General features: G+C 60.4%; 14 protein-coding genes. 12 read left to right on the forward strand and 2 right to left on the reverse strand.

The features are described 5' to 3' along the window. The first annotated feature begins 585 nt into the window (after nt 1-585). From J2J98_RS30660 to J2J98_RS30250, 3 genes are all read left to right on the forward strand, one after another. On the forward strand, nt 586-8,733 hold the full coding sequence (locus J2J98_RS30660; protein ID WP_207602360.1) for a M10 family metallopeptidase C-terminal domain-containing protein: 8,148 nt from the start codon (nt 586-588) through the stop codon (nt 8,731-8,733). A 416-nt stretch (nt 8,734-9,149) separates the two neighbouring features. Then, the gene (locus J2J98_RS03625) at nt 9,150-9,587 is read left to right on the forward strand and encodes a DUF4174 domain-containing protein (RefSeq protein WP_207602361.1); all 438 of its coding nucleotides are present in this window, start codon (nt 9,150-9,152) and stop codon (nt 9,585-9,587) included. Nucleotides 9,588-9,632: 45 nt separating this feature from the next. Further along, on the forward strand, nt 9,633-9,824 hold the full coding sequence (locus J2J98_RS30250; protein ID WP_082928013.1) for a hypothetical protein: 192 nt from the start codon (nt 9,633-9,635) through the stop codon (nt 9,822-9,824). Here J2J98_RS30250 and J2J98_RS03630 read toward each other — a convergent pair. Then, nucleotides 9,796-10,677, reverse strand: coding sequence for a LysR family transcriptional regulator (locus tag J2J98_RS03630; RefSeq protein ID WP_138393914.1), 882 nt, complete (start codon nt 10,675-10,677; stop codon nt 9,796-9,798). The genes J2J98_RS30250 and J2J98_RS03630 overlap by 29 nt on opposite strands. Next, on the reverse strand, nt 10,677-10,988 hold the full coding sequence (locus J2J98_RS03635) for a putative quinol monooxygenase (protein ID WP_207602362.1): 312 nt from the start codon (nt 10,986-10,988) through the stop codon (nt 10,677-10,679). Before J2J98_RS03635 ends, J2J98_RS03630 begins: the two co-directional genes overlap by 1 nt. Nucleotides 10,989-11,154: 166 nt before the next feature. Here J2J98_RS03635 and J2J98_RS03640 point away from each other — a divergent pair, with 166 nt between their 5' ends. The 9 genes from J2J98_RS03640 (at nt 11,155) to J2J98_RS03680 (ending at nt 21,398) form a co-directional block, all read left to right on the forward strand. Next, nucleotides 11,155-12,651 carry a CoA-acylating methylmalonate-semialdehyde dehydrogenase gene (locus J2J98_RS03640; protein WP_138393912.1) on the forward strand — a complete coding sequence of 499 codons (1,497 nt, stop codon included), beginning with the start codon at nt 11,155-11,157 and terminating at the stop codon, nt 12,649-12,651. 157 nt (nt 12,652-12,808) lie between these two features. Further along, complete coding sequence (locus J2J98_RS03645; RefSeq protein WP_138393911.1) at nt 12,809-13,876, forward strand: YjgN family protein; 1,068 nt, start codon at nt 12,809-12,811, stop codon at nt 13,874-13,876. After that, the gene (locus J2J98_RS03650) at nt 13,866-14,915 is read left to right on the forward strand and encodes a M48 family metallopeptidase (protein ID WP_207602363.1); all 1,050 of its coding nucleotides are present in this window, start codon (nt 13,866-13,868) and stop codon (nt 14,913-14,915) included. Before J2J98_RS03645 ends, J2J98_RS03650 begins: the two co-directional genes overlap by 11 nt. Before the next feature lie 110 nt (nt 14,916-15,025). Then, nucleotides 15,026-15,508: an iron-responsive transcriptional regulator RirA gene (rirA, locus tag J2J98_RS03655; protein ID WP_064710815.1), complete on the forward strand. Its 483-nt coding sequence runs from the start codon at nt 15,026-15,028 to the stop codon at nt 15,506-15,508. A gap of 336 nt (nt 15,509-15,844) precedes the next feature. Beyond that, complete coding sequence (locus J2J98_RS03660) at nt 15,845-17,440, forward strand: ABC transporter substrate-binding protein (protein WP_064710816.1); 1,596 nt, start codon at nt 15,845-15,847, stop codon at nt 17,438-17,440. Between the two features lie 87 nt (nt 17,441-17,527). Then, nucleotides 17,528-18,532: an ABC transporter permease subunit gene (locus J2J98_RS03665; RefSeq protein ID WP_064710817.1), complete on the forward strand. Its 1,005-nt coding sequence runs from the start codon at nt 17,528-17,530 to the stop codon at nt 18,530-18,532. A gap of 9 nt (nt 18,533-18,541) precedes the next feature. After that, a complete protein-coding gene (locus J2J98_RS03670; RefSeq protein WP_064706181.1) occupies nt 18,542-19,432 on the forward strand; it encodes an ABC transporter permease subunit in 891 nt (296 codons plus the stop codon). Continuing rightward, the gene (locus tag J2J98_RS03675; protein ID WP_064706182.1) at nt 19,432-20,448 is read left to right on the forward strand and encodes an ABC transporter ATP-binding protein; all 1,017 of its coding nucleotides are present in this window, start codon (nt 19,432-19,434) and stop codon (nt 20,446-20,448) included. Before J2J98_RS03670 ends, J2J98_RS03675 begins: the two co-directional genes overlap by 1 nt. After that, nucleotides 20,445-21,398 (forward strand): peptide ABC transporter ATP-binding protein, encoded by a 954-nt coding sequence (locus J2J98_RS03680; protein WP_064706183.1) that lies wholly within the window; start codon nt 20,445-20,447, stop codon nt 21,396-21,398. Before J2J98_RS03675 ends, J2J98_RS03680 begins: the two co-directional genes overlap by 4 nt. Nucleotides 21,399-21,403: the final 5 nt, after the last annotated feature.

Consider the following 21,403-nt stretch of genomic DNA (forward strand, 5'->3'; position numbering starts at 1 on the left):
TCTCGACGAAAGCGCGTGCTTGCGCAGCGCCCTGAAGAGAACCTACGCTTCTGAGGGCGAATCTGCTGCTTATTTGCCACACCAAATCGAACATTCAAGAAGTACAACCCATCCGTATGGTGCCATGCCGCCGGGTGAGCTACATATGCGGCACGCAGGAACAGCGAGGTCCCAATCGCCACATCCCCACTCGAATGGGACCGGCCACGCAAGCAAATTGCGGAGGATCCGAACCGCGAAGCCCACCCGCGGCAAGAGAGGCAAACAACGTTTGGTGGCGCAAACAACCCGGGTCTCGCTTCCCCGATAAGTCTCAAGCCTACTAAATTTCACCAGATGACCGTAACCACAATTTAAGTGCAGTCATGCCAGCAATTATGAGGGTTTGGACGGGCAGAGCGCAGGATCATGGAATGTCTCTAGCCCATTTTAGAGGTTCCAGAAGAAGCGCTTCATAAGGGCTGGCGGCTAGATCAAAATGCTTTTCGAATACAAATAAAGCTTTTAGTTGAATTTCTCCCTGAGATGAAGCAGAGAGAAATCGGCAATAGGCGCGGCCGGATGAAATAGGCAACGGGGATTTTTATGGCGGACCTTACGAATTGGCCGACGTACGTCAGCTCAACTGGGGATCAGAAGATAGACGGGCTCTTGGGTGACTTTGCCTGGGGAGGAACGATCACCTATGCGTTTCCCACGACTTCGTCAGCGTATGATTACAACGGCGAGAAAAACTATTCTTTCTCTCCAATTTCGTCGCAGCAGCAGTCTCTTGCCTTGTACTTTATGGAGCAGTCCTATGGGAGTGCGGCGAACGACGGCTTTTCCGTCGAGGGATTCACGAACGCCAACTTCGAGGCCGGAAGCGCCAACACCGCAGCGGTGCGGTTCGCTCAATCCTCGCATCCCGATCTCGAGACAGCGTGGGCCTATTTACCAGCCAGCGGCGGGCCGGGTGGTGATGTCTGGTTCGGGACTGGGTATGCTGGCACCGAAGATGATCTTCGCTTCCCGAGGTTCGGCAACTATGCAGGTCATGCCCTGGCGCACGAGCTGGGTCACGCTCTCGGACTGAAGCATGCTCACGAATACGGAATAGTCGTTCCGAGCGCGTACGATTCGCTCGAATACACGATCATGACCTACCGCTCATATATCGGCGACAATGGGAGTGGGTACACGTATGAGCACGATGGCGCGCCACAAACCTTCATGATGCTTGACATCGCCGCCCTGCAGGAAATGTATGGCGCGGACTACACTACAAACAGTGGCGATACTGTCTACAAGTGGAATCCGAACCAAGGCATCACCTATGTCAACGGGGTCGCGGCCATCACGCCAGCTGCCAACAGGATCTTCGCAACAATCTGGGACGGCGGCGGTATCGATACCTATGATTTGAGCGCTTATACAACCGCCCTCAAGATCGACTTGCAAGCAGGCGGGTACTCGGTTTTTTCTCAGGGCCAGTTGTCCTACCTGGGAGGAGGTCCGAATAATGGCTATGCCCGCGGCAACATTTTCAACGCCCTTCTTCATGAAGGCAATACCGCGTCGTTGATTGAGAACGTTAAGGCCGGCTCCGGCAATGATACGATCACAGGCAACGAGGCGGACAATACTCTCTGGGGCAACGCCGGCAATGACACCCTTAACGGCCTTTCCGGCAACGACACATTGATCGGCGGAACGGGCAACGATACTTATATCTTCAATGATCTGGCTGACGTGGTCACCGAAGGGCTAAACGAAGGGTCCGATCTGATCAGGACGACGCTTTCTTCCTTTGCCTTGACCAATATTGCCAATGTCGAAAACCTGACCTTCATCGGCACCGGCGCTTTTACCGGCACTGGAAGCGGCCTCGCCAACACCATCGCCGGCGGCTCCGGCAACGACACGCTGGATGGCGGCGCCGGCAACGACACGCTGATCGGCGGTGCCGGCAACGACCTCTATGTGATTGACTCTAGCTTCGATTTGGTGATTGAGAGTGCGAACAAGGGGACGGACACAGTCCAGACGGCGATTTCAAGCTATACGCTCAGCGACAATGTCGAGAATCTGACTTACACGGGATCCGCCAGCTTCACCGGCACCGGCAACGCGCTCGCCAACACGATCATCAGCGGCGCCGGCAATGACACGCTGAATGGCGGGGCCGGTGCGGATAGCCTGATCGGCGGCGCGGGGGACGACACCTATAGCGTCGACAATGTTGGCGACAGCGTCACCGAAGCCGCCAACGAGGGGATCGACACTGTTCGCGCGACATCGGCAAGCTATACGCTTGCCGCCAATCTCGAGAACCTCACCTATATCGGCACGGCAGCCTTTGCCGGGACGGGCAATGACCTTGCCAATACGATCAGGGGCGGGGCAGGTGCCGACACCTTGGACGGGAAGGGCGGTGCGGACAGCTTGATCGGCGGTGCGGGCAACGACACCTATATTGTCGATACCCTTGCCGACGTGATCACCGAAGGGCTGAATGAAGGAGCAGATCTGATCAAGACGACGCTTTCTTCCTATGCTTTGACCATCAATGCCAATGTCGAAAACCTGGCCTTCATCGGCACCGGCGATTTTACCGGGACTGGAACCAGCATCGCCAATACGATCACCGGCGGCGCTGGCAACGATCTTCTGGACGGCGGCGCCGGCAATGACACGCTGAATGGCGGCGCCGGCAACGACATCTATATGGTCGACAGTGCGGGCGACGTGATCAACGAGGCGGTCAGTGCCGGCACCGACGAAATCCGCACGGCGCTTGCAGCCTACTCGATCGCCGCCTTGGTCAATGTCGAGAACCTCACCTACACCGGATCCGCCAGCTTCACCGGCACCGGCAATGCGCTCGCCAACACGATCACCGGCGATGCCGGCAATGACACCCTGAATGGCGGGGCCGGTGCGGATAGCCTGATCGGCGGTGAGGGCGACGACACCTATAGCGTCGACAATACCGGTGACATCGTCACCGAAGCTGCCGACGAGGGAACTGACACGGTTCGCGCGACATCAGCGAGCTACACGCTTGCCGCCAATCTCGAGAACCTCAGCTATATCGGCACGGCGGCCTTTACCGGGACGGGCAATGAGCTTGCCAACACCATAAGGGGTGGGGCAGGTGCCGATACCCTGGACGGGAAGGCCGGTGCTGACAGCTTGATCGGTGGTGCGGGCAACGACATCTACATTGTCGATAACGTAGGCGACGTGGTCACCGAAGTTCTGAATGAAGGAACCGATCTGATCAAGACGGCGCTTTCAAGCTATACGCTCGGCAACAATGTCGAGAACCTGCTCTTTACGGGATCCGGCAGCTTCAGCGGCACGGGCAATGCGCTCGTCAACACGATCACCGGCGGCGCCGGCAACGACACGCTTGACGGTGGCATCGGCAATGACACGCTGGCAGGCGGCGCCGGCAACGACACATTGATCGGCGGGGTCGGCTCCGACACGATGTCGGGTGGGATTGGCGACGACATCTATGTGGTCGATATCGCGACCGACCTGGTGATCGAGAATGCCAACGAGGGGACGGACACGGTCCAGACGGCGCTTGTCAGCTATACGCTCGGCAACAATGTCGAGAACCTGACCTACACCGGCTCCGCAAGCTTCACCGGCACCGGCAATGCGCTCGCCAACACGATCATCGGCGGCGCCTTCAATGACACGCTGAATGGCGGGGCCGGTGCGGATAGCCTGATCGGCGGTGAGGGCAATGACACCTACATCGTCGACAATGCCGGTGACATCGTCACCGAAGCCGCCGACGAGGGAACCGACACGGTTCGCACGACATTGGCGAGCTACACGCTTGCCGCCAATCTCGAGAACCTCAGCTATATCGGAACGGTAGCCTTTGCTGGAACAGGCAATGATCTCGACAACACGATCACCGGTGGCGTTGCCAACGATACGCTTTCCGGCGGCGTCGGCCACGATACGCTGAATGGCGGGGGCGGGGCCGATCATTTGATCGGTGGTGTTGGCGACGACACCTATATCGTCGACAATGCCGGCGACATCGTCACCGAGAACGCCAATGAGGGGATCGACACGGTTCGCACGAACCTGAGTGCCCACACATTGGCTGCCAATGTCGAGAACCTCACCTACATCGGAACGGCAGCCTTTACCGGGGCAGGGAATCTGCTCGACAACATCATCACAGGTGGTGTCGCCGCCGACAAGCTTATAGGCGCTGCGGGCAACGATACGCTGAATGGCGGGGCTGGTTCCGACACGATGTTGGGTGGGATTGGCGACGACATCTATGTGGTCGATATCGCGACTGATATCGTGATCGAGAATGCCAACGAGGGGACGGACACGGTCCGGACGGCGCTTGTCGGCTATACGCTTGGCAACAATGTCGAGAACCTGACCTATACCGGGTCCGCCAGCTTCAGCGGCGCCGGCAATGCGCTGGCCAATACGATCACCGGCGGCGCCGGCAATGACACGCTGAATGGCGGAGCAGGTGCGGACAGCTTGATCGGTGGTGCGGGTAACGACACTTATATCCTCGACGATGCCGGCGACATCGTCACCGAAGCCGCCGACGCAGGGACCGATACGGTTCGAACCAACCTGGCGATCTATACGCTTGCCGCCAATGTCGAGAACCTGAGCTTTGCCGGCACGGGCGCATTTGCCGGCACGGGCAACAATCTCGACAATACGATCACGGGTGGCGCTGCCGCCGATACGCTTTCCGGCGGCGCCGGCAACGACACGCTGAATGGCGGGGCCGGTGCGGATAGCCTGATCGGCGGTGAGGGCGACGACACCTATAGCGTCGACAATGCCGGCGACAGCGTCACCGAAGCTGCCGACGAGGGAACCGACATCGTTCGCACGACGCTGGCAAGCTATACGCTTACCGCCAATGTCGAAAACCTGAGCTTTGTCGGCACGGTAGCCTTTGCCGGAACGGGCAATGAGCTTGCCAACACCATAAGGGGCGGGGCAGGTGCCGATACCCTGGACGGGAAGGCCGGTGCGGACAGCTTGATCGGTGGTGCGGGCAACGACATCTACATTGTCGATAACGTAGGCGACGTGGTCACCGAAGTTCTGAATGAAGGAACCGATCTGATCAAGACGGCGCTTTCAAGCTATACGCTCGGCAACAATGTCGAGAACCTGCTCTTTACGGGATCCGGCAGCTTCAGCGGCACGGGCAATGCGCTCGTCAACACGATCACCGGCGGCGCCGGCAACGACACGCTTGACGGTGGCATCGGCAATGACACGCTGGCAGGCGGCGCCGGCAACGACACATTGATCGGCTGGGTCGGCTCCGACACGATGTCGGGTGGGATTGGCGACGACATCTATGTGGTCGATATCGCGACCGACCTGGTGATCGAGAATGCCAACGAGGGGACGGACACGGTCCAGACGGCGCTTGTCAGCTATACGCTCGGCAACAATGTCGAGAACCTGACCTACACCGGCTCCGCAAGCTTCACCGGCACCGGCAATGCGCTCGCCAACACGATCATCGGCGGCGCCTTCAATGACACGCTGAATGGCGGGGCCGGTGCGGATAGCTTGATCGGCGGTGATGGCAACGACACCTACATCGTCGACAATGCCGGTGACATCGTCACCGAAGCCGCCGACGAGGGAACCGACACGGTTCGCACGACATTGGCGAGCTACACGCTTGCCGCCAATCTCGAGAACCTCAGCTATATCGGAACGGTAGCCTTTGCTGGAACAGGCAATGATCTCGACAACACGATCACCGGTGGCGTTGCCAACGATACGCTTTCCGGCGGCGTCGGCCACGATACGCTGAATGGCGGGGGCGGGGCCGATCATTTGATCGGTGGTGTTGGCGACGACACCTATATCGTCGACAATGCCGGCGACATCGTCACCGAGAACGCCAATGAGGGGATCGACACGGTTCGCACGAACCTGAGTGCCCACACATTGGCTGCCAATGTCGAGAACCTCACCTACATCGGAACGGCAGCCTTTACCGGGGCAGGGAATCTGCTCGACAACATCATCACAGGTGGTGTCGCCGCCGACAAGCTTATAGGCGCTGCGGGCAACGATACGCTGAATGGCGGGGCTGGTTCCGACACGATGTTGGGTGGGATTGGCGACGACATCTATGTGGTCGATATCGCGACCGACGTGGTGATCGAGAATGCCAACGAGGGGACGGACACGGTCCGGACGGCGCTTGCCAGCTATATGCTCGGCAACAATATCGAGAACCTGCTCTTTACGGGCTCCGCCAGCTTCACCGGCACCGGCAACGCGCTCGCCAACATGATCACCGGCGGCGCCGGCAATGACACGCTGAATGGCGGAGCAGGTGCGGACACCTTGATCGGCGGGAGTGGCAACGACACCTATATCCTCGACGATGCCGGCGACATCGTCACCGAAGCCGCCGACGCAGGGACCGATACGGTTCGCACCAACCTGGCAATCTATACGCTTGCCGCCAATGTCGAGAACCTGAGCTTTGCCGGCACGGGCGCGTTTGCCGGCACGGGTAACAATCTCGACAACACGATCACGGGTGGCGCTGCCGCCGATACGCTTTCCGGCGGCGCCGGCAATGACACGCTGAATGGCGGGGCCGGTGCGGATAGCCTGATCGGCGGCGCGGGGGACGACACCTATAGCGTCGACAATGCCGGCGACATCGTCACCGAAGCTGCCGACGAGGGAACCGACATCGTTCGCACGACGCTGGCAAGCTATACGCTTACCGCCAATGTCGAAAACCTGAGCTTTGTCGGCACGGTAGCCTTTGCCGGAACGGGCAATGAGCTTGCCAACACCATAAGGGGCGGGGCAGGTGCCGATACCCTGGACGGGAAGGCCGGTGCGGACAGCTTGATCGGTGGTGCGGGCAACGACATCTACATTGTCGATAACGTAGGCGACGTGGTCACCGAAGTTCTGAATGAAGGAACCGATCTGATCAAGACGGCGCTTTCAAGCTATACGCTCGGCAACAATGTCGAGAACCTGCTCTTTACGGGATCCGGCAGCTTCAGCGGCACGGGCAATGCGCTCGTCAACACGATCACCGGCGGCGCCGGCAACGACACGCTTGACGGTGGCATCGGCAATGACACGCTGGCAGGCGGCGCCGGCAACGACACATTGATCGGCTGGGTCGGCTCCGACACGATGTCGGGTGGGATTGGCGACGACATCTATGTGGTCGATATCGCGACCGACCTGGTGATCGAGAATGCCAACGAGGGGACGGACACGGTCCAGACGGCGCTTGTCAGCTATACGCTCGGCAACAATGTCGAGAACCTGACCTACACCGGCTCCGCAAGCTTCACCGGCACCGGCAATGCGCTCGCCAACACGATCATCGGCGGCGCCTTCAATGACACGCTGAATGGCGGGGCCGGTGCGGATAGCTTGATCGGCGGTGATGGCAACGACACCTACATCGTCGACAATGCCGGTGACATCGTCACCGAAGCCGCCGACGAGGGAACCGACACGGTTCGCACGACATTGGCGAGCTACACGCTTGCCGCCAATCTCGAGAACCTCAGCTATATCGGAACGGTAGCCTTTGCTGGAACAGGCAATGATCTCGACAACACGATCACCGGTGGCGTTGCCAACGATACGCTTTCCGGCGGCGTCGGCCACGATACGCTGAATGGCGGGGGCGGGGCCGATCATTTGATCGGTGGTGTTGGCGACGACACCTATATCGTCGACAATGCCGGCGACATCGTCACCGAGAACGCCAATGAGGGGATCGACACGGTTCGCACGAACCTGAGTGCCCACACATTGGCTGCCAATGTCGAGAACCTCACCTACATCGGAACGGCAGCCTTTACCGGGGCAGGGAATCTGCTCGACAACATCATCACAGGTGGTGTCGCCGCCGACAAGCTTATAGGCGCTGCGGGCAACGATACGCTGAATGGCGGGGCTGGTTCCGACACGATGTTGGGCGGGATTGGCGACGACATCTATGTGGTCGATATCGCGACCGACGTGGTGATCGAGAATGCCAACGAGGGGACGGACACGGTCCGGACGGCGCTTGCCAGCTATATGCTCGGCAACAATGTCGAGAACCTGCTCTTTACGGGCTCCGCCAGCTTCACCGGCACCGGCAATGCGCTCGCCAACATGATCACCGGCGGCGCCTTCAATGACACGCTGAATGGCGGGGCTGGTGCGGACACTTTGATCGGCGGGAGTGGCAACGACACCTATATCCTCGACGATGCCGGCGACATCGTCACCGAAGCCGCCGACGCAGGGACCGATACGGTTCGCACGACACTGGCCGCCTACACACTGGGGACCAATGTCGAGAACCTCACATTTATCGGAACGGGGCCGTTTGCCGGAACAGGGAATGCGCTGAACAACGTTATCATCGGCGGCAGTGGTTCTAACACGCTCACGGGCGGCGCCGGCAACGATATCCTCACTGGTGGAGCGGCGGCCGACGTCTTCATTTATTCGGCCAACTGGGGCCATGACACGATCACAAATTTCGTGGCAACCGGCTCCGCACATGACGCAATCTGGATCGATCACAACATTTTCGCCGACTGGGATGCACTTTTTGCGGCAACTGAGCAATCCGGGAATGACACGATTATCACTGCCGATTCCGACAACACCATAACGTTAAGGAATGTTGCTCTTTCAAGCCTGCAGTCGTGGGACTTCTTGTTTGCATGATCTTTCCTTGAACCTCGCGGCACCTTGTTTGACGGGAAGGGGGCCGAATCCGTAAGGGCGTGTGTCAATTTCGGCCGATATTGACGTACGTTGTTACGGGCGAGTTCTTTCGACCATTGGTGGGCACTCCAGCGAGGTGGCAACGGCAGTGTTGCCGCTTCTGAGATACATTTTCGCCCGTGTCATTCGCCAGCCGCAATTTGCGACAGCTGAATGAGTTCCGTCGCGCGAGCTTAAAGATAAATCCTGAGAAGTTTTGAGTATCACGCGCCGTGGCCGGCCTCTCAAGAGGTTCGCGAGGTGATATCTGGAAGCACGTGCCGCCTCCCAGTGCAGGAACGAAAACCAGGATCCTGTCGATTAGATGGAACCCGTCCCATGTCGGGCCGTTCTCCAAGCTGACGGGAGAAATACGCATGTCGAAAACCCTTCTCTACGGCGCGACCAAGATCGATGGATCCAACAGTGCCTATGCGCCGATCGAAAGCCTTGCCGCTTTCCAGTGGAAGAACCGCGTCTTCATTCTCTTCGCCGACAAGGATAATGCCCGCGCGGCGCGCCAGGAAAACCAGCTGCTGTCCGAACGCAGCGCGCTCGATGAGCGCGACATGGTGGTGCTGAAGGTCTCGGCCGGCGCGGTGCGGGCGCTTTTCGGCGCTGCCGATGACCTCGACGGCGAAGCGATCCGCCGTGATCTCGAGGCGCCGGAGGCGGGCGAGTTTGCCGCCTTCCTGCTCGGCAAGGACGGAACTGTCAAGCTGAAGGTCAGCGAGCCGATCACCAGTGGCGAACTCTTCGCCATCATCGACAGCATGCCGATGCGTGCTGCCGAAACGCTGAGGCCTGACAGGTAGCCCGGCGAGACCGCGCAAAACCAACGTCACGAAAGGGAGGCGGTCATGTCCGTGCCCAACGAGCCCATTCCCGATCAGCCGCCGATGCCGGCACCCGGCTGGAAACCGGTGCCGCCGATCACCGAACCGGAGCCGGACAGGCTCCCGGACGAGGCACCGGTTCCGAACCCGGATGAGAACGATGAGCCTGCCAAGCACGTCTCCGGGGTTAAAGGAATATCTGCCGCTCGGCGCTGACGAGTTCCTGCAGGAAGTCGACGACGCTGCGGACGCGAACGAGGTCCCGCGCCGTTTCGTGATAGGTCGTCCAATAGCCGCGCCGGATTGAAACCTCTGGCAGGATACGCTCGAGCTCCGGATATTGCCGGGCGATATAGTCATGCAGGATGCCGATGCCGGCGCCTGACCGCACCGCCTCGGTCTGGCCGATCGCCGTCGAAATCTCGAAGCTTGCATCCCAGCTTCGCATCACCACGCCGGAGAAATTCAGCGAGGCGGTGAAGATCAGGTCCTCGACATAGCCGATGCGCGGATGCGCCTTAAGCGCCTCGACATGGCCGGGTCTGCCGTTTGACGCGAGGTAGTCGCGCGAGGCATAGAGGCCGAGCGTGTAGTCCGTAAGCTTGGAGGAGACGAGCCGGCCCTGCTCGGGACGTTCCAGCGTGATCGCGATATCGGCCTCGCGCTGCGACAGCGAGAAGGAGCGCGGCACGGGCACCAGCTGGATCTTCAGCTCCGGGTGGCGCTCGATCAGCCTGCCCATGCGCGGCGCAAGAAAGGAGACGCCGAAACCGTCGGGCGCGCCGACGCGCACCGTCCCGGCGATCGCCGTATCGGTATGGCCGAGATTGGCCTGCGCCGCGAGCATTTCGGTTTCCATCCGTTCGGCGGCGTGCAGGAAGATGCCGCCTTCGGCCGTCAGCTCGCAGCCATTCGTCCGGCGCACGAACAGCCGCGTCTTCAGCGCCTCTTCGAGTGAGGTCAGCCGGCGCGAAAGGGTGGCGTGGTTAAGCCCCAATCGCTTCGAAGCGGCGAGGATCTGCCCGGTTCGGGCGACGGCGAGGAAGATGCGAACGTCGTCCCAGTTCATCATTTGGCCCGCATTGCAATCGGATCGACATCGATAAGCATCAGCGACGTCACCATGCCGGCCGTCTCGCTCTTATATTTGAGGAAATGCGGGGTCAGCAGATGCGCCTCGTAGGCTTCCTGGTCGGCGTAGACTTCGAGAATGCGAACGCGGTGCGGAGCCTCGCGGATGGCAACAGCGCTGAGCGAGAGAACCCCGTCTTCCAGCGCGACCGAAGCCTCTATTTCCTCCTTGAGCAATGCGCAATAGGCTTCGAGCCTCTCCGCGGCGATCTCCAACTCCGCCATTCGCACGACTGGATTTTGCTTCATCGGTTTATCCTCCGCTGAGTTTGACTTGTCCGCATGCCGTGCCAAGTTTGGAAGCAGCAGCGCCTGCATCTGGGCTACAAAATGCGCACAACGGTTGCTTATATCAGCGCATTGATTTGTGCAAATTGAAGTGCAATTGTGGGCCATCCAAACAGGAGGAACATCCATGCGTGAGATCGGACATTTCATCGGCGGCAAGCAAGTCGCCGGCACCAGCGGCCGCGTCAGCAACGTCTACAATCCGGCGACCGGCGAAGTGCAGGCAACGGTGGCGCTCGCAAGCGTCGAGGAACTGCGCGCCGCAGTCGAGAACGCCAAGGCCGCGCAGCCGAAATGGGCGGCCACCAACCCGCAGCGCCGCGCTCGCGTTTTCTTCAAGTTCGTCGAACTCCTGAACAAGCACATGGACGAGCTTGCCGAAATGCTCTCCAAGGAACACGGCAAGACGATCGAGGATGCCAAGGGCGACGTCGTTCGCGGCCTCGAAGTCTGCGAATTCGTCTGCGGCATCCCGCATCTCGCCAAGGGCGAGTTCACCGAGGGCGCGGGTCCGGCGATCGACATGTATTCGATCCGCCAGCCGGTCGGCATCGGCGCCGGCATCACGCCTTTCAATTTCCCGGGCATGATCCCGATGTGGATGTTCGCGCCGGCGATTGCCTGCGGCAATGCCTTCATCCTGAAGCCTTCCGAGCGTGATCCCTCTCTGCCGATCCGCCTCGCCGAACTGATGATCGAGGCCGGATTGCCGGCCGGCATCCTCAACGTAGTCAACGGCGACAAGGGTGCCGTCGACGCTATCCTCACCGATCCCGATATCGGCGCCGTCTCCTTCGTCGGCTCGACGCCGATCGCCCGCTACGTCTACGGCACGGCGGCGATGAACGGTAAGCGCGCCCAATGTTTCGGCGGCGCCAAGAACCATATGATCATTATGCCGGACGCCGACATGGACCAGGCCGTCAACGCGCTGATGGGCGCAGGCTATGGTTCGGCCGGCGAGCGCTGCATGGCGATCTCGGTTGCCGTTCCGGTCGGTGAAGAGACCGCCAACCGCCTCGTCGAAAAGCTGACGCCGAAGATCGAATCGCTGCGCATCGGCCCCTACACCGACGAGAAGGCCGACATGGGTCCGCTCGTCACCAAGGAAGCCTATACCCGCGTTCGCGGTCTGATCGACCGCGGCGTCGAGGAGGGCGCCAAGCTCGTGGTCGATGGCCGAGATTTCAAGCTCCAAGGCTATGAAGACGGCTATTTCGTCGGCGGCTGCCTGTTCGATCACGTCACGCCTGACATGGATATCTACAAGACCGAGATTTTCGGGCCTGTCCTCTCCGTCGTTCGCGCCCAGAACTATGAGGAAGCGCTGTCGCTGCCGATGAAGCACGAATATGGCAACGGCGTCGCGATCTACACCCGCGACGGCGATGCCGCCCGCGATTTTGCCTCGCGCATCAATATCGGCATGATCGGCATCAACGTTCCGATCCCGGTTCCGCTCGCCTACCACTCCTTCGGCGGCTGGAAGGCATCGAGCTTCGGCGACCTCAACCAACACGGCACGGATTCGATCAAGTTCTGGACGAAAACCAAGACCGTCACCGCCCGCTGGCCCTCCGGCATCAAGAGCGGCGCCGAATTCGTCATGCCGACCATGAAATAATCTCACGAGAGATCGATCTGCAATTCGGGGGCCCTTCGGCCCCCGTTTTCGATTTAAGGTTGTTGATTTCTGGGCCTCTTTGCTCTTCAGATAATGGGCCCGCCGCGCGATTCTCATCACGGGTGCCGGGTTCGACATGCTGGGGGAAGCAAAGATCATGGATAACAGAGTGTCCGCGGACTCCGCGGCAAACGCGTTCGAACGTGCCCGGTTCACCGGCACGGCGTCGGAATATTTCGGCATCTGGATTGTCAATGTCCTGCTGACGATCGTAACGCTCGGCATCTATTCCGCCTGGGCGAAAGTGCGGCGAAACCGCTACTTCTACGGCAACACCGCCCTGCTTGGCCGCAGCTTCGAATATCACGCCACCGGCAAGCAGATCTTCATCGGCCGCGTCATCGTCTTCGCCTTCATTGTGGTGGCCAACATTCTGGCGGCGATCCATCCGTTGTTCTCTGTCGTGACCACGATCCTGGTGCTTATCGCTCTGCCCTGGCTGATCGTCAGGGGCCTTCGTTTCAACGCTCGCGTGACCAGCTATCGAAATGTGCGGTTTGATTTCATCGGCACCGCCGGCGGCGCCTTCGTCTCCGTGTTGCTCGGAAGCCTCGTCGCTTTCCTGTCGCTCGGCCTGCTTGCGCCCTTCGCCAGCCGATGGCTCAACCGCTATATCTTCAACAATCTCCGCTACGGCGACCGACCGTTCCAAACGGATCCTAAGATCGGCGCGCTTTACGGCGCGCTTCTCGTCCCGGCCCTGATGGTCGTGCTGGGCGGTGTCATGCTGGTCGGACTGCTTATACTTATGTTCGTAGTGGACCCCGGCGGCGGCGGCTCGATCGAAGAGGTGGCTCTCCTTGGGGCAATCTATTTGAGCCTCTTCGGCCTCTTTATCATCTACGGCCTTGCCGGCCTCATCTATCGGGCAGCCGTCCACAACATCGTCTGGTCATCGACGCAGATCGACGGCCGGCATGTCTTGCGGAGCGATCTTTCCCGTGCACGTTATGCCTGGATCGCCATATCGAACGTCGTGGTGACGGTGCTCACCCTCGGTCTGATGCGCCCCTGGGCGGCGGTTCGGTTGGCGCGTTATGTCACCGAGCACACGGCAATTCGCATCGAGGGCGAGATCGGCGAGGTTTTCACGCAGTTTCAGGCCAGCGGCGCTGCCATCAGTTCGGAATATATGAGCATGGAAGGTATCGATTTTGGTTTTTGAAGGCGAAGCCATTGCGAGAGGGGAATGGTATCCGCCGCATTCGAGCGGCGCCGTTCCCGCGCGCCTGCTGTCGCGCGGCGGCCGCCTGGTCGCCGTGACCGCAGAAGACGCAATTCTTGCTGACGGCGATGTTGGGCAAGTCTCCTTCACGCCGCGCGTCGGGTCGATCCCGCGGCGCGCGGTCTTTGCTGACGGCTCGGTCTTCGAAAGCGCCGACAACGAGGCGATCGATACTTTCCTTCGCGCCGGCGGCAGAAGCGGATGGGTGCATCGGCTGGAGGAGTTTCATCCTCGTCTCTTCCTCTTCGCGATCGCTGTCGTTCTGCTCGCCGTCGGCATCTATCGTTATGCATTGCCCGCCCTCGTCGAAGTCGCCATCCTCGTGACGCCACCCGTCGTCTCCGAGACTATGTCTTATGGCGCTCTCAACACGCTGGATAGGACGGCCCTGTCTCCAAGTCGGCTGACGAGCGTGCGGCAGGCCGAAATCGCCGCTCGCTTTCGCCAGGTTGCCGCCAATGCCCAAGCCGGCGCCGAGCGTTACGTGCTGAATTTCCGCGACGGCGGCCTGATCGGTCCCAATGCTTTCGCGCTTCCCGACGGCAACATCATCATCACCGACCAGTTGGTGGAACTCGCGGGTGGCGACGATGAGATGATCGCAGGCGTTCTCGCTCATGAGGTCGGTCATGTCGAATTCAAGCATAGCCTCAGGCAGCTCTATCGCGCCGCGGGCGTTGCCGGTCTCGTCATGCTGATTGCTGGCGATGTTGGCTCCGGTGTCGAGGATATCCTGACCCAAGGCGGTGGCCTGCTCGCATTGTCCTATTCCCGCAGCGCAGAGGCCGAAGCCGACCGGCGCTCCGTCGAACTGATGCGCAAGGCCGGCATGGATCCGGCTGCGATCGCCCGGTTTTTCGACCTGCTGGAGGAAAAACTCGGCGATCGCTCCCACACCAGCATGCTGTCCACTCATCCGGGCACGCCTGAGCGCAAGCAGGCGATCCTGGATTATGCCGGTACTCTGAAGCAGGATTGACGTCGCGGCAAATGGCCTCATAAGCTGAATGCGAATTTCATATTTTGGAATTGTTCAAAACTACCAAACCGCCTATATACGTCTGAACAGGCACGAGTCAGGAGATCGGCATGCGGTTGACGAAGCAGACCAACTATGCGGTTCGCATGTTGATGTATTGTGCTGCCAACGAAGGGCAGCTGAGCCGGATTCCGGAAATTGCCAAGGCTTACGGGGTTTCCGAACTCTTTCTTTTCAAGATTCTCCAGCCGCTGAACAAGGCGGGGCTGGTGGAAACGGTGCGCGGCCGCAACGGCGGTGTGCGCCTGGGCAAGCCTGCGGCAGAGATCACGCTCTTCGACGTTGTCCGGGTCACGGAAGACAGTTTCGCCATGGCCGAATGCTTCGAAGATGACGGCATGGTCGAATGCCCGCTGGTCGACAGCTGTGGCTTGAACTCGGCACTGCGCAAGGCGCTCAACGCCTTCTTCGGCGTGCTCTCGGAATATACGATCGAAGATCTCGTCAAGGCGCGGCCGCAGATCAATTTCCTTCTCGGAATTACCGGCGAACACGAATATCGCAAGCCGGCGGTCGTTGCCCCCGCCGCCTGATTGCAAGAAACAGGACAGACTTATGAAACCGCGGTTGCCTCGGCAGTCGCGGTTTTTGTTTGCGGCGTATCGCCGGGCTCGAGAATGCTGATATGTCCAGGATGCGATGCTGGGAGGGCGCAATTATCCAAAATGCGACGAAATCTCGCGCATTTTTATCCGAATATTTCCAAATGAGGCTGATTCTTGACCAAAAATTTCTAAAGTTGTCCAGCTGGAAAAATTTTCTCCGTAGCCCGTTGCTTTCAGTAGATAAATGTCGTTCCATCGACCGTCGATCGGGATGCCTACGTGCGGTCTCCAGACATCAAAAAAGAACAACCGGGAAACAATATTATGAAAAAGATCTCTGTCATGCTGGCAGCGACGGCCCTGATTTCGGTCATGGCGACGTCGGCCTGGTCCAAGACCCTTGTTTATTGCTCCGAGGGTTCGCCGGAAGGCTTCGACCCGAGCCTCTATACGGCAGGCACGACCTTCGACGCGTCCTCGCGTACCGTCTACAGCCGCCTCGTCGAATTCAAGCATGGCGGCACCGAGATCGAACCCGGTCTGGCCGACAGCTGGAGCGTTTCGGACGACGGCAAGGAATACACCTTCAAGCTTCATCCCGGTGTCAAGTTCCAGACCACCGACTTCTTCACCCCGACGCGCGATTTCAACGCCGACGACGTGGTCTTCTCCTTCGAGCGCCAGCTGAAGTCCGATAACCCGTGGAACAAGTATGTCGAGGGCGGCTCCTACGAATACGCTGCCGGCATGGGCTTCCCGGAACTGATCAAGTCGGTCGAGAAGGTCGATGACCTCACCGTCAAGTTCACGCTCAACCATCCCGAAGCGCCGTTCCTGGCCGACCTCGCCATGGATTTCGCCTCGATCGTCTCCAAGGAATATGCGGACAAGCTCGCGGCCGACGGCAAGATGGCGCAGCTCAACCAGCAGCCGCTCGGCACCGGCCCCTTCACCTTCGTCGCCTATCAGCCGGATGCCGTCATCCGCTACAAGGCGAACGAAACCTATTTCAAGGGCAAGGAAAAGATCGACGATCTGGTTTTCGCCATCACCTCTGACGCTGCTGTGCGCGCCCAGAAGCTGAAGGCCGGCGAGTGCCACCTGATCCCCTATCCGAATGCGGCCGACGTTCCCGAACTGAAGAAGGACGAGAACCTGGTCGTCGAGGAGCAGGCCGGTCTCAACGTCAGCTACCTCGCCTATAACACGCAGATGGCGCCCTTCGACAAGCCGGAAGTCCGCCGCGCGCTCAACATGGCGATCAACAAGCAGGCGATCGTCGACGCCGTCTTCCAGGGTGCGGCCACCGTTGCCAAGAACCCGATCCCGCCGACGATGTGGTCGTATAACGATGCCGTTCAGGACGACAAGTACGATCCGGATGCCGCCAAGAAGGCTCTTGCCGATGCCGGCGTCAAGGATCTCAGCATGAAGGTCTGGGCGATGCCGGTATCGCGTCCATACATGCTGAACGCGCGCCGCGCCGCCGAACTGATCCAGGCCGATTTCGCCAAGGTCGGCGTCAAGGTCGAGATCGTCACGCATGAATGGGCCGAATACCTGAAGCTCTCCTCCGACGTGAAGCGCGACGGCGCCGTCATTCTCGGCTGGACCGGCGACAACGGCGACCCCGACAACTTCATGGATACGCTGCTCGGCTGCGATGCCGTCGGCGGCAACAACCGTGCCCAGTGGTGCAACAAGGAATATGACGACCTGATGACCAAGGCCAAGATGACGGCCGATGTCGGCGAGCGCACCAAGGCCTATGAGCAGGCGCAGCTGATCTTCAAGAAGGAAGCCCCCTGGGCGACCCTCGACCACTCGCTCGTCTTCGTTCCGATGAGCAAGAAGGTCTCGGGCTTCAAGATGGACCCGCTCGGCATTCACCGTTTCGACGGCGTCGACATTTCCGAATAACAAAAATAATGCAAAAATGCCCGGCAGAGCTGGGCGCAGCCGGCGGTCAGGACCCTCCTGACCGCCGGAAACTATTGGACATCTGCCATGTTGCGTTTTTTTATCGGCCGCTTTGCGGTGCTGATCCCGACATTCCTCGGCGTTTCCCTGATTGCCTTCTCATTCATCCGCCTGCTGCCTGGAGATCCCGTCATGCTGCTTTCGGGTGAGCGCGTGATGGCGCCGGAGCGGCACGCCCAGATCATGCACGACCTCGGTTTCGACCGCCCCATGTATGTGCAGTATTTCGATTATCTTGGAAAAGTGCTGCAGGGCGATCTCGGCACCTCGATCGTCACCAAGCGGCCGGTCCTCGGCGAATTCCTGACGCTGTTTCCGGCGACGCTGGAACTCTCCCTATGCGCCATCATCCTCGCCGTCTGTCTTGGCGTGCCCGCCGGCGTCTTTGCCGCCGTCAAACGAGGCACGTGGTTCGATCAGAGCGTGATGGGTGTGGCCCTTGTCGGTTATTCCATGCCGATTTTCTGGTGGGGTCTGCTGCTGATCATCTTCTTCTCCGGCTATCTTGGCTGGACGCCGGTCTCCGGCCGCATCTCGCTGATGTATTTCTTCAAGCCGGTTACCGGCTTCATGCTGATCGACAGCCTGCTGTCAGGCCAGAAGGGCGCCTTTGCCTCCGCCGTCAGCTATCTCATTTTGCCCACCATCGTGCTGGCCACCATCCCGCTCGCCGTCATCGCCCGCCAGACGCGCTCCGCCATGCTCGAGGTTCTCGGCGAGGACTACGTCCGCACCGCACGCTCGAAGGGTTTGAAGCCGCTGCGCGTCGTCGGCGTGCATGCGCTGCGCAATGCGATGATCCCCGTCATCACCACCATCGGCCTGCAGATCGGCGTTCTCCTTGCCGGCGCTATCCTCACCGAGACGATCTTCTCCTGGCCGGGCATCGGCAAATGGATGGTCGATTCGGTGTTCAAGCGCGATTATGCCGTGGTGCAGGGTGGTCTTCTCCTGATCGCCGGAGTCATCATGCTGGTCAATCTGATAGTTGATGTCCTCTACGGCTTCATCAATCCGCGCATTCGACACTAGGAGCGGTCCATGAGCACGGTCACCGTCAAAACCGGCCAGCCATCCGCTCTTGCGGAATTCTGGCATTATTTCTCCCGCAACAAGGGCGCCGTCATCGGCCTCGTTGTTTTCGTCGTCATTCTGGTCGTTGCGATCTTTGCACCGGTCTTTGCGCCACATGCGCCGAACGAGCAGAACCGAGAGGTGCTGCTCGCCGTACCGTCCTGGATGGAGGGAGGCCACGCCTCGTTTCCGCTCGGAACGGATGCCGTCGGTCGCGATATCCTCTCGCGGCTGATCTATGGCGCGCGCTTCTCGCTGTTCATCGGCGTCGTGGTCGTCACGCTGTCGGTCATATGCGGGGTGCTGATCGGCCTCGTCGCCGGCTATTTCCGCGGCAGGCTCGATACGGCGATCATGCGCCTGATGGATATCATACTGGCCTTCCCGTCGCTGCTGCTCGCCCTCGTGCTGGTGGCGGTGCTAGGGCCTGGCCTTACCAACGCGATGATCGCAATTTCGCTGGTCAACCAGCCGCATTTCGTGCGGCTGACCCGCGCCTCGGTCATTTCAGAGCGTGAGAAGGAATATGTGATCGCCTCGCGCGTCGCCGGCGCCGGTACCCTCCGGCTGATGTTCAAGACCATCCTGCCAAACTGTCTCGGGCCGCTGATCGTCCAGGCGACGCTCGCCTTCTCGGCGGCGATCCTTGATGCCGCCGCCCTCGGGTTTCTCGGCATGGGCGCACAGCCACCGACACCCGAATGGGGCACCATGCTCGCCGAGTCCCGCGAGTTCATCTCGCGCGCCTGGTGGGTTGTGACATTTCCAGGTCTTGCCATCCTCATCACCGTTCTTGCCATCAACCTGATGGGCGACGGCCTGCGCGATGCGCTTGACCCCAAGCTGAAGAGGTCGTGATGCCGCTCCTCGAAATCGAAAATCTGACGGTCGAATTCCAGACGTCATCCGGTCTGTTTCGCGCCGTGGACGGCGTATCGCTGACCTGCGACAAGGGTGAAATCCTCTCAGTCGTCGGCGAATCCGGTTCGGGCAAATCTGTCGCCATGCTGGCCCTGATGGGCCTCTTGCCCTGGACGGCCAGAATCACCGCCGACCGCATGCAGTTCGACGGCCAGGATCTGCGCGGCATTTCCGCCCGCCAGCGCCGCAGGATCGTCGGCAAGGACATGGCGATGATCTTCCAGGAGCCGATGTCGAGCCTCAACCCGTGCTTCACCGTCGGCTTCCAGCTCGGCGAGACACTGCGCGTCCATATGGGCCTCAACAGGAAAGAGCGCCGCGAACGTTCGATCGAACTCTTGAGCCTCGTTGGGATTCCGGCGCCGGAGGACAGGCTGTCGAACTTCCCACATCAGATGTCGGGCGGCATGAGCCAGCGCGTCATGATCGCCATGGCGCTCGCCTGCAACCCGAAGCTCCTCATTGCCGATGAGCCGACGACTGCGCTCGATGTGACGATCCAGGCGCAGATCCTCGATCTGCTTGTCCGGTTGCAGAAAGAGCAGGGAATGGCCCTGGTGCTGATTACCCACGACATGGGTGTCGTCGCCGAAACCGCGGAACGCGTGCAGGTGCAATATGCCGGCCAGAAGGTCGAGGAGCAGCCGGTGAAGGCGCTGTTCCGCGATCCGCATCATCCCTATACTGCAGCCCTGCTCGCCGCCTTGCCGGAACGCGCCGAAGTGGGGCAGCGACTTCCCTCGATCGCCGGCGTCGTTCCAGGCCAGCACGGCCGCCCGACGGGCTGTCTTTTCGCCCCGCGCTGCGGCTATGCCACGATCGAATGCGATCGCGGCGTCGTACGCCAGGGACCGGAACTCGGTCGCGCGCTGTGCAACTACCCATTGAAAGACGGCAAGCCGCTGGGCCATCCCGGTGTCATGCGCGTTGAAACTGCAGGAGACCTGGTGTGACCAGCGCTGTTCTCGAGGGCAGGGATCTCGCCCGCTTCTACACCGTTAACCGCGGTCTCTTCAAAGCCGATGCTACGGTCAAGGCGCTGAACGGCGTCAGCTTCAGCCTCCATTCCGGCAAGACGCTTGCCGTCGTCGGCGAATCCGGCTGTGGCAAGTCGACGCTCGCTCGTCTGGTCACCATGATCGAGGATCCGACGGCCGGCGAGTTGCTGATCGACGGCAAGCCCGCGCGGGTCGGCGACCGCAGCCTGCGCAGCCAGGTGCAGATCGTCTTCCAGAATCCCTACGGCTCGCTCAACCCGCGCCAGAAGGTCGGTGCGATCCTGGAAGAGCCGCTGAAGATCAACACCGATCTCGATGCTGGCGCCCGCCGCCGCAAGGTGGAGGAGATGATGGCCCGTGTCGGCCTGCGCCCGGAGCATCACGGCCGTTACCCCCATATGTTCTCCGGCGGCCAGCGCCAGCGCATCGCCATTGCCCGCGCCCTGATGCTGCGGCCGAAAGTGCTGGTGCTCGACGAACCGGTTTCGGCGCTGGATCTGTCGATCCAGGCGCAGGTGCTGAACTTGCTGATGGACCTGCAGAAGGAGATGGGGCTTGCCTATCTCTTCATCTCGCACGGCCTCTCGGTGGTCCATCACATCGCCGACGAGATCATGGTGATGTATCTGGGTCGCCCGATCGAAACGGGTCCTGCCGCCGAAGTCTTCGCCCGGCCGCGCCATCCCTATACTGCCGCCCTGCTGTCGGCGACCCCGATCGCCGATCCCGAACGCGAGAAGAACCGCATCCGGCTGCAAGGCGAACTGCCATCGCCGCTGAAGCCGCCGTCCGGCTGCCACTTCAATCCGCGCTGCTGGAAGGCGCAGGACTATTGTCGTCAGGTTTCTCCCGAATTAAGTGGAGAAGGCGCACAGCAATATGCCTGTCATTTCCCGCTCGACTGAGCGGG

The sequence above is a fragment of the Rhizobium bangladeshense genome (assembly GCF_017357245.1).
Classification (GTDB): Bacteria; Pseudomonadota; Alphaproteobacteria; order Rhizobiales; family Rhizobiaceae; genus Rhizobium; species Rhizobium bangladeshense.